This is a genomic window from Arthrobacter sp. MDT2-34-1, from assembly GCF_059091365.1.
The window spans coordinates 538,721-550,623 of record NZ_JBNHGO010000001.1 but is presented as its reverse complement, the minus strand read 5'-3'; the positions used below and the strand labels follow the sequence as shown (position 1 = coordinate 550,623).

Annotated in this window: 12 protein-coding genes and 2 tRNA genes; 12 read left to right on the top strand and 2 right to left on the bottom strand. The window is 65.7% G+C overall.

The window, feature by feature from the left end; genetic code table 11:
- Positions 1-71 precede the first annotated feature (71 nt).
- From AC5RVV_RS02575 to AC5RVV_RS02545, 7 genes are all read left to right on the top strand, one after another.
- Positions 72-1,388 (top strand): glutamate-5-semialdehyde dehydrogenase, encoded by a 1,317-nt coding sequence (locus AC5RVV_RS02575; RefSeq protein WP_493999866.1) that lies wholly within the window; start codon positions 72-74, stop codon positions 1,386-1,388.
- Between the two features lie 122 nt (positions 1,389-1,510).
- Positions 1,511-1,744 carry a hypothetical protein gene (locus AC5RVV_RS02570; RefSeq protein WP_493999865.1) on the top strand — a complete coding sequence of 78 codons (234 nt, stop codon included), beginning with the start codon at positions 1,511-1,513 and terminating at the stop codon, positions 1,742-1,744.
- A gap of 45 nt (positions 1,745-1,789) precedes the next feature.
- Positions 1,790-2,434: a nicotinate-nucleotide adenylyltransferase gene (gene nadD / locus AC5RVV_RS02565; RefSeq protein WP_494001261.1), complete on the top strand. Its 645-nt coding sequence runs from the start codon at positions 1,790-1,792 to the stop codon at positions 2,432-2,434.
- 34 nt (positions 2,435-2,468) lie between these two features.
- Positions 2,469-3,920, top strand: a complete 1,452-nt coding sequence (locus tag AC5RVV_RS02560; protein ID WP_493999864.1) for a hypothetical protein — start codon at positions 2,469-2,471, stop codon at positions 3,918-3,920.
- Between the two features lie 40 nt (positions 3,921-3,960).
- Complete coding sequence (gene rsfS, locus AC5RVV_RS02555; protein ID WP_493999863.1) at positions 3,961-4,347, top strand: ribosome silencing factor; 387 nt, start codon at positions 3,961-3,963, stop codon at positions 4,345-4,347.
- A gap of 142 nt (positions 4,348-4,489) precedes the next feature.
- Positions 4,490-4,562: transfer RNA gene (locus AC5RVV_RS02550), tRNA-Ala, on the top strand.
- A gap of 71 nt (positions 4,563-4,633) precedes the next feature.
- A tRNA-Ala gene (locus AC5RVV_RS02545) sits at positions 4,634-4,709 on the top strand.
- 225 nt (positions 4,710-4,934) lie between these two features.
- Here the strand turns inward: AC5RVV_RS02545 and AC5RVV_RS02540 are convergent.
- The gene (locus AC5RVV_RS02540) at positions 4,935-5,858 is read right to left on the bottom strand and encodes a LysR family transcriptional regulator (RefSeq protein ID WP_493999862.1); all 924 of its coding nucleotides are present in this window, start codon (positions 5,856-5,858) and stop codon (positions 4,935-4,937) included.
- Between the two features lie 645 nt (positions 5,859-6,503).
- Between AC5RVV_RS02540 and nrdH the strand changes: the two genes are divergently transcribed.
- The 5 genes from nrdH (at position 6,504) to AC5RVV_RS02515 (ending at position 11,337) form a co-directional block, all read left to right on the top strand.
- Positions 6,504-6,746 carry a glutaredoxin-like protein NrdH gene (gene nrdH / locus AC5RVV_RS02535; protein ID WP_127513743.1) on the top strand — a complete coding sequence of 81 codons (243 nt, stop codon included), beginning with the start codon at positions 6,504-6,506 and terminating at the stop codon, positions 6,744-6,746.
- A 31-nt stretch (positions 6,747-6,777) separates the two neighbouring features.
- Positions 6,778-7,260, top strand: coding sequence for a class Ib ribonucleoside-diphosphate reductase assembly flavoprotein NrdI (gene nrdI, locus AC5RVV_RS02530; RefSeq protein WP_493999861.1), 483 nt, complete (start codon positions 6,778-6,780; stop codon positions 7,258-7,260).
- A gap of 17 nt (positions 7,261-7,277) precedes the next feature.
- On the top strand, positions 7,278-9,398 hold the full coding sequence (gene nrdE, locus AC5RVV_RS02525) for a class 1b ribonucleoside-diphosphate reductase subunit alpha (RefSeq protein WP_494001260.1): 2,121 nt from the start codon (positions 7,278-7,280) through the stop codon (positions 9,396-9,398).
- A gap of 166 nt (positions 9,399-9,564) precedes the next feature.
- Positions 9,565-10,542: a class 1b ribonucleoside-diphosphate reductase subunit beta gene (nrdF, locus tag AC5RVV_RS02520; RefSeq protein WP_493999860.1), complete on the top strand. Its 978-nt coding sequence runs from the start codon at positions 9,565-9,567 to the stop codon at positions 10,540-10,542.
- A 459-nt stretch (positions 10,543-11,001) separates the two neighbouring features.
- Positions 11,002-11,337 carry a hypothetical protein gene (locus tag AC5RVV_RS02515; RefSeq protein WP_493999859.1) on the top strand — a complete coding sequence of 112 codons (336 nt, stop codon included), beginning with the start codon at positions 11,002-11,004 and terminating at the stop codon, positions 11,335-11,337.
- A 128-nt stretch (positions 11,338-11,465) separates the two neighbouring features.
- On the opposite strand, the gene AC5RVV_RS02510 is transcribed toward AC5RVV_RS02515, so the two are convergent.
- Positions 11,466-11,888, bottom strand: a complete 423-nt coding sequence (locus AC5RVV_RS02510) for an arsenate reductase ArsC (protein ID WP_493999858.1) — start codon at positions 11,886-11,888, stop codon at positions 11,466-11,468.
- Positions 11,889-11,903 lie beyond the last annotated feature (15 nt).

Genomic DNA, 11,903 nt, shown 5'->3' with positions numbered 1-11,903 from the left:
GACCCGCTGCGGCAGCGTAACGTGACCTCCGTCGTCGTGCTGTGCCGCACCCACGGGCTAAAATCGAGGGTATGACCCAGACAGCCTCTTCCCAGTCCCCGGCCGACGAGCTCGAAGACGGCCGGAAACCGGACGCCGCCGCGGCCGTCGCGGCGATCGCCGGACGGTCCAGGACCGCGGCGCGCCGCATGGCTCGCGCCAACCGGGCATGGAAGGACAAGGCGCTGCAGGAGATCGCCGACTCGCTGATCACCCGGCGCGACCTGGTGCTGCAGGCCAACCGCCAGGACCTGGACGAGGGCAAGTCGAACGGCACCAGCGCCGCACTGCTGGACCGGCTGACCCTGGACACCAAGCGCATCGACGGCTTGGCCGCTGCCCTGCAGAACCTGGCCGCGCTGCCGGACCCGGTGGGCACCGTCATGCGCGGGCAGACCCTGCCGAACGGGTTGCGGCTGCGCCAGGTCCACGTGCCCATGGGCGTGGTCGCCGCCATTTACGAGGCGCGCCCGAACGTCACCGTCGACATTGCCGGCCTGGCCCTCAAGAGCGGCAACGCCGTGATCCTGCGCGGCGGCAGCGCGGCGCGTCACACCAACGTGGCGCTGCTGGGCATCATCCGCGACGCGTTGGACCGGGTGGGCCTGCCCTCCGACGCGGTGCAGAGCGTGGACGACTACGGCCGCGACGGCGCCACCGCGCTGATGCAGGCGCGCGGCCTCGTGGACGTGCTCATTCCGCGCGGCGGCCGCGAGCTGATCCAGTCCGTGGTGAACAACGCGAAGGTGCCGGTGATCGAGACCGGTGAGGGCAACGTTCACATCTACCTGGACGAATCGGCCGGCACGGAGATGGCCGTGGACATCCTGCTCAACGCCAAGACCCAGCGGCCGTCGGTCTGCAACACCGTCGAGACCCTGCTGGTGCACCGCGACGCGGCCGCCTCGGCCGACGTGCTCGCGGCGCTGGCCGGCGCCGGCGTGCGGCTGCATGTGGACCAGCGGGTGGCCGGCATCCTGCCGTCCGGCGTCGAGGCCCAGACCGCGACCGACGAGGACTGGGGCCGCGAGTACATGGACCTGGACCTGGCGGTGGCAATGGTGGACTCCGTTGACGATGCGGTCAAGCACATCCGCACCTGGACGACCGGCCACACCGAGGCCATCATCACCAACGACCTGCGCAACGCCGAGAAGTTCATCGCCGAGATCGACTCCGCGGCAGTGATCGTCAACGCCTCCACCCGGTTCACCGACGGCGGGGAGCTGGGCCTGGGCGCGGAGGTGGGCATCTCCACGCAGAAGATGCACGCCCGCGGGCCGATGGGGCTGCGCGAACTCACCACCACGAAGTGGATCGTCCAGGGCGACGGCCAGGTCCGCGACTAGGCATGTGCCGGCCGGCCCGTCCGGCCGAATCACGGTTCCGCGCCCGGAACGCGTACCATGAGTAGGAAGCCATATCCCGTCCGCCTGCGCGCGGCCGGGCTGAAGAACCGCAAGGGAGAATCATGCTGTCTCAGGTCCTCGACGCCGCACTCGTGGCCAGCGAAGCCGCCCACGTCGAACTACCGGTCCCCGCCTGGGCGATCGGCGCCGGTTTCATGGCCGCCTTCCTGATCATGATGTTCGCCACCATCGCGTTCACCAGCGTCGGACAGCGCCACTCGGCGGTCGAGGAGCACGTTGACCCGCACCGCCAGCATCCGAACAAGCACGATCACGGCCAGGCCGCGCGCCGCTAGCCGTTCGTGTCCGCGCTGCCCGTCAAAGCCCCGCACGCCGGAGACCTGCACCTCACTTACCCGGGGCGCAAGCTCCGGCTGGGCGTCATGGGCGGAACGTTTGACCCGATCCACCACGGGCACCTCGTGGCGGCCAGCGAAGTGGCGTCGGTCTTCGGCCTGGACGAGGTGGTCTTCGTGCCCACCGGCCAGCCCTGGCAGAAGAGCGGACGCGAGGTCAGTCCGGCCGAGCACCGCTACCTGATGACGGTGATCGCCACCGCATCGAATCCGCAGTTCACGGTGAGCCGGGTGGACATTGAACGCCCGGGTCTGACCTACACCATCGACACGCTGCGGGACCTGCGCGCGAGGCGTCCCGACGCGGAACTGTTCTTCATCACCGGCGCGGACGCGCTGGCGCAGATCATGTCCTGGAAGGACATTGACGAGCTGTGGTCGTTGGCGCACTTCGTCGGAGTGACCCGGCCGGGCCACGAGCTGCACGATTTGGGCCGCAAGGATGTGAGCCTGCTGGAGGTTCCGGCGATGGCCATTTCCTCCACGGACTGCCGGGAGCGCGTGGCCGAGAACCAGCCTGTCTGGTACTTGGTGCCGGACGGCGTAGTACAGTACATAGCCAAGTATGGTCTCTACCGGCGCGCGCCGGACGGCGCCGTCGCCCTGAGCCAACTGCAACCAAGCCAATGAAATCAGTCGTTTACTTCTGGGTGATCAGCAAAGCATGAGCAATCAATCCCAGCCGCCGCCCAGCCGCCGGGACATCCGGCGGCAGCGCGACGGCGCCGGTACGGGTCCGGAGAACGCCTCCGGGGATGTCTCCCAGACACCGGATGACCAGGCAGGTGCCACGGTCGATGGCGGGGGAGAAGTTGCCCAGGCGCCGTCCGGCGACAGCCGGACGGAGTCTCGCGAACGCCAGGGCGAGCGGTCTTCGCAGACCCGCGCCCGCGAGCGTGAGGCCCGCCGTGCGCTCAAGACCCTGACCGAGGCGCTGCCCAAGATCCCGGCGCCCGAGCAGGAACAGATTCCCACCCGGCGCCAGCTGCGCCAACAGCAGTTGGAGCGCGAGAACCGCCTCCCCACGTCCGGCGCCCCGACCGGGGACCGGCCCGGGAACCCCAACGGCCCCGCCGCCACGGCGGGCAGCCGCGCGCGCACGTCGGGCGCTCCCGCCGGCGCGCGGGCCCGGACATCCGGTGCCCCGGCCGCCCCGGCAGACGCGCGCGCCCGGACCTCGGACGCGCCGGCGGATGTCCCGTATGAGCCGCAGCGACCGCCGATCGAGGGCGGGCGACGGGCCCGGCGCAGCGGGGACACCGGCCGGCATCCGGTCCAGTCTCCGGCCGCCGCGCCGGACAAGCCGCTCTCGGAGGCCGCGCGCGAGGCCGTCGACGCCGGCGAGATGACCGTTGAGCAGGCGCTGGCCGCCCGCGATCTGCTGATGGGCCAGGCCAAGAACATGGTGGCCATGATGGAATCCCGGCAGGAGCAGGACCCGCATGACGTGGACCTGGAACTGCTGGCCCAGCAAAAGGCCCTCGCCGAGCGTGCCGCCGTCCTGAACCGCAGGGCCGCGGACAAGAAGCGGCTCAGCGACGAAAACGAACAGCGCCGGCACACGGCCATGGAGCGGCCGGCGGCGGACATTGCCTCCGCACCGATGGAATTCGTGGCCGTCCCGGGGACCGACCGGCACGTGCTCCGGCCGTCGTCGACATCCTACGTTCCGGTGGTGACGACGCCGGCTCCAAACCAAGCACCGTCCGCTCCGGCGCAGGCCCCGCCCGGCCGGCAGCAGGTGCCCGCCCGCCGGAAGCCGGCACCCGAAACGGTCAAGCCGCAACCGCCGGCGGCGACCCAGGCTGTGCCGGCAGGATCAGGGAAGCCGGCGGGGCAGGACCGGAAACCCGTTCCGACGCCGGTGGACACGGCCGCGTCGGCACCGCCGCGATCGAAGATCCTGGCCCAGGCCGAAGCGCTGGCCGAAGGGCGCGGTGCCACCATCCATCCGCTCAAGGCCAGCAGCGCCTACGGGCTGGACCCCCTCGACGCCCGGACGGCAGGGCTCGACCGGGTCCGCCGGGTGAGGCTCGCAGTCGGTGGTGCGCTGGTGCTCGGCGCCGCTGCGTTCGCGGCGGGTATCGCCATGATGCTCGGTATTTTTGGCGGCTAACGCCGCCGCTCAATCGCTGGTTCACATTCCAAGGAGACACATGACCGCACCCGAGAGCTCAATCGCCATTGCGCGCACTGCCGCGAAGGCAGCCAGCGACAAAATCGCCGAAGACATCGTCGCCATCGATGTCAGCGAACGGCTGGCGATCACCGACGTGTTCCTCATCGCCTCGGCACCCACCGAGCGGCAGGTCAATGCCATCGTCGACGGCATCGAAGAGGAGCTGCACAAGCAGGACCTGCGACCGGTCCGCCGCGAAGGCCGGTCCGAGGGGCGCTGGGTGCTGCTCGACTACGCAGGCGTGGTCATCCACGTCCAGCATCAGGAAGACCGCGTCTTCTATGCCCTGGAGCGTCTGTGGAAGGATTGCCCGTTCATCGACTTGCAGCTGGACGCGAAGGCCGCATCGACGGACACGGAGTAGCCGGGGCGGATGGGTACTGCCGGCCGGAACCGATCCTCCGCCGGCCGCCCGGAACCATCCGCTGATTTGGAATCCGTGCGAGTCTCTGCATAGAATATTCAAGTTGCTTCGAAGGAAGCGGCGCGGAATCCGCGAGGATAACGGGGCTGTGGCGCAGCTGGTAGCGCACCTGCATGGCATGCAGGGGGTCAGGGGTTCGAGTCCCCTCAGCTCCACTCCGTGAAGCACCATCGGTGATATTCACGCAGCGGAATATATTGCCGTTTTGGCGAATCATTCCATTCCAGGGGCTGTGGCGCAGCTGGTAGCGCACCTGCATGGCATGCAGGGGGTCAGGGGTTCGAGTCCCCTCAGCTCCACCAATCAGCGAAGGTCCGGTGCAAACAGACTGTTTGCACCGGACCTTTTTGTATCCGCCAAGCGCCACAACTCCTTCAAACCCCGGTACTTCAAGGCGAAAGCGCTGTGCTCCTGCCTTTCCTCTGCGGATCTGCGCACAGATTCAGCTGTGGGCGAACGCGCCGTTGCTCCGGTTGGGAAAGAAACAACCTGTGGCGGGACCGGCGGCGCCTGCCCTGGCGAAGCCCTCAGGTGCGCCTGGTCGTGATGCTCATGTCGCGCAGGATCACTGACAGCTGATCCATGAACAGGCCGAGCTGGGCGTTCTGCCGGTCGTTGATCAGCAGCGCAAAGATATTCCGTGCCAGCCGGATTTCCGGGACGTCCAGCACCACGATGCCGTCGGGCCCGTTGTGCATCGCGAGCTCCGGAACCAGCGCGGCGCCCAGACCCGCGGCGGCCATGGCGAGGCTGGCGTTGAAGTCGTCGCAGTAGGCGACCACCCGCGGGTGGAGGTTGCAGCTGGCGAAGAGGCGCTCGATCACGGTGGCGTCCGCCGTGCCGGGATGGTGCATGATCCAGGGCATCTCCGCCAACTGGGAGGCCGTCACCGAAGCCCCGGGCCGAATGCCCCATGATTCGGGCAGTACCACCCTGAAATTGTCGTCGCCGATCCATTGCCGGCTCACCGTGTTGGGCCAGGCCAGCCCGCCCTGGCCGACCTGGAACACCAGAGCGACGTCGAGTCCGCCGCCGGCCCGCAACCCTTGGATCGTCTGGCCCGGCTCGGCGACGGATACCTTGAGGTTGATCCCCAGGCCCGGCCATCCGGGGGCCTGCAGCAACCGGGGGAGTACGTAGGTGGCCAGGCTGGGAAAGATCCCGAGCCTGACCTCCTGCGTGCTGGTGTCCTGGCTGCGGGCGGTGGCAGCCAGCAGCGCATCGATGTCCGTGAGGACCTTGGCCGCGTGCCGGGACATCACCATCGCCGTTTCGGTCGGCTGCACGCTGCGCGCCGAGCGCTCGAACAGCTTGGCGCCCGTCTCGCGCTCCAGCGCGGACATCTGCTGCGAAACGGCCGAGGCCGTATAGCCCAGGTTGGCCGCGGCCGCGGCAAACGACCCGCGCCGGGTCACTTCGAGCAAGGTGCGCAGGTGCACCGTGTTGACCATCAGCCCTCCTGTGGCTCATTCACCCTTGCGCTAAGCCTACCTTGGGCTCTGCGAGAGCCGCGGGCCGCACTTGGAGGAATCCCGCGGGCCGCCACAGCGTTGTGTTAAGGGTGCCGCATTCACGCGAGGGGGAGTGGTTCGAAGCCCGGACGTGCTGCACTGGCAGTCAGGGGGTGAAAGCCGCCCGACCACGGAGCATGGAGCCGCCCGAATGGTCCGGCCGTATCGTCCGGCCGATTGTCCGAGGTGGCCGCTAAGGTCCCGAGCACGGGAGCGGCAGCAGAAAAAACGACGGACGCCGGGACCACAACATCTAGTGGTGCCGGCACTAGGGGCGACACGCCGACGAAACGGCGACACGAGACTTTCCGAAGTTGTGGGCAGCCCATCCACAGGCTGTGGATGGCGCCCTGGAAAGGCCGGAATATCAACTGTTTAACCCCCGAAAATATCCCCATGGGCTGTGGACGAAGGTGGGCACGGAATGACATACTTGTAATACATCATCTTGGGGTTCCGAACGGTTGAGTCCACTAGATGTAGTATTGGAACCGCTGGCGGGCAGCGAGCGCGGGTTCTTCTCAGGGACAGCCGCACAGCCAGAAATCAGCAGAACGCCGTACCGAGAATTAGGGGAGAAGGACCATGACTGTAACGGTTTACACCAAGCCAGCATGCGTGCAGTGCAATGCCACGTACCGGGCTCTGGACAAGAAGGGCATCGCCTACCAGAGCGTTGACCTGTCCCAGGATCCGGAAGCGCTGGAGCGTGTCCGTTCCCTTGGTTACATGCAGGCGCCCGTCGTCGTCACCGAGCAGGACCACTGGTCCGGGTTCCGCCCGGACAAGATCGAGGAGCTGGCCCAGGCCGCTGCCTCGGTAGCCTGAGCGGATTCGTTCGGAACCAGAACCAAACGCCATGACCGAGCTGCTGATGAGTGAGGCCGCCAGGCGTGAGGCGGGTCCGGCAACCGGCGGGACCGCCGAGACGGACCTGATCTATTTCTCCTCCGCCTCCGGCTACACCGACCGCTTCATGCAGAAGCTGGGGCTGCCGGCGGCACGGATCCCGCTGCGCACCCAGCAGGAGACGCTGCACGCGCTCCGGCCGTTCGTCCTGGTACTGCCGACGTACGGCGGCGAATCCGGCCGGAATTCGATTCCGCCACAGGTCATCAAATTCCTCAACCTCGAGGAGAACCGGCGCCTGCTCCGTGGAGTGATCGGCTCCGGCAACACGAACTTCGGCACAACGTACTGCCTGGCGGCGGAGAAGATCGCCGCAAAGTGCCAGGTGCCGCTTCTCTATCGATTCGAACTCATGGGCACGTCCGAGGACGTCGACCGGGTCAAGCAAGGATTGGAACACTTTTGGAAACGACAGTTGCACCCGCAGCCGTAGCCGATGCCAAGGCAGAACTGCCGGCGGCATTTAAGGGACTGGGCTACCACGAACTCAATGCCATGCTCAACCTTTACGGTCCGGACGGGAAGATCCAGTTCGAGGCCGACCGCGAGGCTGCGCGCCAGTACTTCCTGCAGCACGTTAACAACAACACCGTGTTCTTCCATGACCTGGAAGAAAAACTCGACTACCTGATCAAGAACGACTACTACGAGCGCGAGACGCTCGACCAGTACACGATGAACTTTGTCCGGTCGCTCTACGACCGGGCCTACAAGAAGAAGTTCCGCTTCGAGACGTTCCTGGGCGCGTTCAAGTTCTACACGTCCTACACGCTCAAGACGTTCGACGGCAAGCGTTTCCTGGAGCGCTACGAAGACCGCGTCTGCATGGTGGCCCTGCACCTGGCCAGGGGCGACGAGGAACTGGCGAACCGGCTGGTGGACGAGATCATCGACGGCCGCTTCCAGCCGGCCACGCCCACGTTCCTGAACGCCGGCAAGAAGCAGCGCGGCGAGCTGGTCTCCTGCTTCCTGCTGCGCATCGAAGACAACATGGAGTCGATCGCCCGCGGCATCAACTCCGCCCTGCAGCTGTCCAAGCGCGGCGGCGGCGTCGCGCTGTCGCTGACCAACATCCGCGAGCACGGCGCGCCGATCAAGCAGATCGAGAACCAGTCCTCCGGCGTCATCCCCGTCATGAAGCTGCTCGAAGACAGCTTCTCCTACGCCAACCAGCTCGGCGCCCGCCAGGGTGCCGGCGCGGTGTACCTGCATGCCCACCACCCGGACATCTACCGCTTCCTGGACACCAAGCGCGAGAACGCCGACGAGAAGATCCGGATCAAGACGCTCTCGCTGGGCGTTGTCGTCCCGGACATCACGTTCGAGCTGGCGAAGAAGAACGAGGACATGTACCTGTTCTCCCCGTACGACGTCGAACGCGTCTACGGGGTGCCGTTCTCGGACATCTCCGTCTCGGAGAAGTACTACGAGATGGTCGACGACAGCCGGATCAAGAAGACCAAGATCAGCGCCCGCGAGTTCTTCCAGACGCTGGCCGAGATCCAGTTCGAATCGGGCTACCCGTACATCATGTTCGAGGACACGGTGAACCGCGCCAACCCGATCCACGGCAAGATCATCATGTCCAACCTCTGCTCGGAGATCCTGCAGGTTTCCTCGCCGTCGCTGTACAACGAGGACCTCACCTACGCCGAAATCGGCAAGGACATTTCCTGCAACCTCGGCTCGATGAACATCGCCAAGACCATGGACTCGCCCGACTTCGGCACCTCCATCGAGACCGCCATCCGCGCGCTCACCGCGGTGTCGGACATGTCCTACATCAACTCGGTGCCCTCGATCGCCGAAGGCAACCTGCAGTCGCACGCCATCGGCCTGGGCCAGATGAACCTGCACGGCTACCTGGCCCGCGAGCGGGTCCATTACGGTTCCGAGGAAGGCCTGGACTTCACCAACATCTACTTCTACACGGTGCTGTTCCACGCGCTGCGTGCCTCGAACAAGCTCGCGATCGAACACCGTCAGACCTTCGGCGGGTTCGAGAAGTCCAAGTACGCCTCGGGCGAGTTCTTCGACAAGTACACCGAGCAGGAGTGGGTGCCGCAGACCGACCGGGTCAAGGAGCTCTTCGCGCATGTGGAGATCCCCACCCAGGCCGACTGGCGGGAGCTGAAGGCCTCCGTCATGGAGCACGGGATCTATAACCAGAACCTGCAGGCCGTCCCGCCCACTGGTTCGATCTCCTACATCAACAACTCCACGTCCTCGATCCACCCGGTGGCCTCCAAGATTGAGATCCGCAAGGAAGGCAAGCTGGGCCGCGTGTACTACCCGGCCCCGTACCTGACCAACGACAACCTGGAGTACTACCAGGACGCGTACGAAATCGGCTACGAGAAGATCATCGACACCTACGCCGCGGCCACCCAGCACGTGGACCAGGGCCTGTCGCTGACGCTGTTCTTCAAGGACACCGCCACCACCCGCGACATCAACAAGGCGCAGATCTACGCCTGGCGCAAGGGCATCAAGACCATCTACTACATCCGGCTCCGCCAGCTCGCGCTGGAGGGGACCGAGGTAGAGGGCTGCGTCAGCTGCATGCTGTAGCAGACCCGGACAACTGAAAAGTACGACGGCGGGTGCCCGCCCGCCGTCGTACGGGCGCCGACGGGAAGCCGGACATCCGGCCACCACCCGCTGGCCCAGCCGGCCGCACCGCGGCCGGCATTCGGGCACTATGGAACAAGACAGACTTTGGGAAGAAGGGGACGCGATGTCAGCCGAGAAGGTCAAGCTTCTGCACCACGTGGAAGCGATCAACTGGAACCGGATCGAGGACGAGAAGGACGTTGAGGTCTGGAACCGGCTCTGCAACAACTTCTGGCTGCCCGAAAAGGTCCCGCTGTCCAATGATGTGCAGTCCTGGGGCACGTTGACCGAAGACGAAAAGCTGCTCACCATGCGCGTCTTCACCGGCCTGACCCTGCTGGACACGCTCCAGGGAACAGTCGGCGCCGTCAGCCTGATCCCGGATGCGCTGACTCCGCATGAGGAAGCCGTCTACACGAACATCGCGTTCATGGAGTCGGTGCATGCCAAGAGCTATTCGTCGATCTTCTCCACCTTGTGCTCCACCAAGGAGATCGACGAGGCGTTCCGGTGGTCCACCGAGAACGAGAACCTGCAGAAGAAGGCCCGGATCATCGAGGGCTACTACTACGGCGATGACCCGCTCAAGCGCAAGGTCGCCTCCACGCTGCTGGAGTCCTTCCTGTTCTACTCAGGCTTCTACCTGCCGATGTACTGGTCCTCACGGGCCAAGCTGACCAACACCGCGGACCTGATCCGGCTGATCATCCGCGACGAGGCGGTGCACGGTTACTACATCGGCTACAAGTTCCAGAAGGGCGTCGAGGGGGAGTCCGAGGCGCGCAAGCAGGAGCTGAAGGACTACACCTTCGAGCTGCTCTACGAGCTGTACGAGAACGAGGTGCAGTACACCCACGACCTCTACGACGCCGTCGGCCTGTCCGAGGACGTCAAGAAGTTCCTGAACTACAACGCCAACAAGGCGCTGATGAACCTGGGCTACGAGGCCATGTTCCCGTCCACCGTGACCGACGTGAACCCGGCCATCCTCTCCGCCCTGAGCCCCAACGCGGACGAGAACCACGACTTCTTCTCCGGCTCCGGCTCCTCCTACGTGATCGGCAAGGCCGTCAACACCGAAGACGAAGACTGGGACTTCTAGGTCCTCCTCCCTCCCTCTTTCTTCCATTGGGGGATCGCGGCCGTCCCAGCAAGATGGTCGCCTCCGGGTAATATGAACGGCCTATCTGAGCAACGCTCAGGTAGGCCGTTCCTTTAGCTGCCTTCGGGAACGGCCGGAAGTGACTGGGACAGGCGCGCTTGTAACCGGAACAACCATCGATTCCAACTGTGAGGGGCGGAGAATATCTTGGATCTCTTGGGCGGGATGAGCCGCGACGAACTCCGCGTCTTTTCCTGGTGTGCGGCCGCCGTCTTTGCGCTAGTGGCCGGCGCGTGGCGTCCCCGCAGGCTTCATTGGACTGTTCTTGGTTCCGTCCTCCTCTTCGCGGCCCTTAATGCGGTTGCCGGGATCTACGTCCTGAACCATTTCCGTGATTCACGCTGGTCCACAGGGGGAGAACCGCCGCTGAGCGCTCCGTCGCTTTCCGGGACGCCTGTCGTGGGGGAGTTTCTGGGCCCGCTGGACACCGCTCTTGATGGAGTCGTCGGTGGCGTGAACGAGTTCCTGGCCTTCAGGCATGCGCTTCCCGTAGCGCTCGAGTTCCTTGCCGCGTCCGGCTGGGCCCTGATGGTGGCGTTCCCGCTGGGCATCCTCGCGGCCGGCATCAGTTACTCCGTGGCCAGGCGCCGGACGGCGCAGTTCGACCAGTATCGCGTCACCGTTGACCTGCTCAAAGATGAGCTCGAGCAGATCAAGCGGCAAATATCGGCAGGGGCATCGGTCGACACGGTACGCCCTGCCGGGGACGGGGTCACTGACGTGCGGCCTGGCTAACCCTCTGCTTGTGCTTGAGTCCGCAACGGCCCGTCCGGCACCCCTTCCGGACTCGAGACGAGTGCTCTTCGGCTAATGGCGGTGGCCCGGCTGGCGGTCCGCAGGGGGCCGGCGACATACGGGTTGGACTAGTTGGCGGCCGGGATCAGGGATTCGATCAATCCCTCGATGCGGGTCTTGATCTCGTCGCGGATGGGGCGGACAGCGTCCACACCCTGCCCGGCCGGGTCATCCAGGACCCAGTCCTCATAGCGCTTGCCGGGGAAATAGGGGCATTCGTCGCCGCAGCCCATGGTGATCACGACGTCCGACTCCTTGACGGCCTCGGCGGTGAGGACCTTCGGGATCTCGGCGGACATGTCGATGCCGAGTTCGGCCATGGCCTCCACTGCGGCCGGGTTGACCTTGTCAGCGGGCTGGGAGCCGGCCGAGCGGACTTCGATGGCGCCTTCGGAGAAGGTGGTCAGGAATGCCGCCGCCATCTGCGAACGCCCTGCGTTGTGGACGCAGACGAAGAGGACGGAAGGCTTTTTGATGGTACCGGTGCTCACGGGTTTCTCCAGTGG

What these genes read in the sequence shown, in the direction of transcription:
- AC5RVV_RS02575 (WP_493999866.1), top strand. Translation starts at nt 72, where the DNA reads ATGACCCAGACAGCCTCTTCCCAGTCCCCGGCCGACGAGCTCGAAGAC.
- nrdF (WP_493999860.1), top strand. Translation starts at nt 9,565, where the DNA reads ATGTCAGCCGAGAAGGTCAAGCTTCTGCACCACGTGGAAGCGATCAAC.
- AC5RVV_RS02560 (WP_493999864.1), top strand. Translation starts at nt 2,469, where the DNA reads ATGAGCAATCAATCCCAGCCGCCGCCCAGCCGCCGGGACATCCGGCGG.
- nrdH (WP_127513743.1), top strand. Translation starts at nt 6,504, where the DNA reads ATGACTGTAACGGTTTACACCAAGCCAGCATGCGTGCAGTGCAATGCC.
- AC5RVV_RS02540 (WP_493999862.1), bottom strand. Translation starts at nt 5,858, where the DNA reads ATGGTCAACACGGTGCACCTGCGCACCTTGCTCGAAGTGACCCGGCGC.
- rsfS (WP_493999863.1), top strand. Translation starts at nt 3,961, where the DNA reads ATGACCGCACCCGAGAGCTCAATCGCCATTGCGCGCACTGCCGCGAAG.
- nrdI (WP_493999861.1), top strand. Translation starts at nt 6,778, where the DNA reads ATGACCGAGCTGCTGATGAGTGAGGCCGCCAGGCGTGAGGCGGGTCCG.
- AC5RVV_RS02570 (WP_493999865.1), top strand. Translation starts at nt 1,511, where the DNA reads ATGCTGTCTCAGGTCCTCGACGCCGCACTCGTGGCCAGCGAAGCCGCC.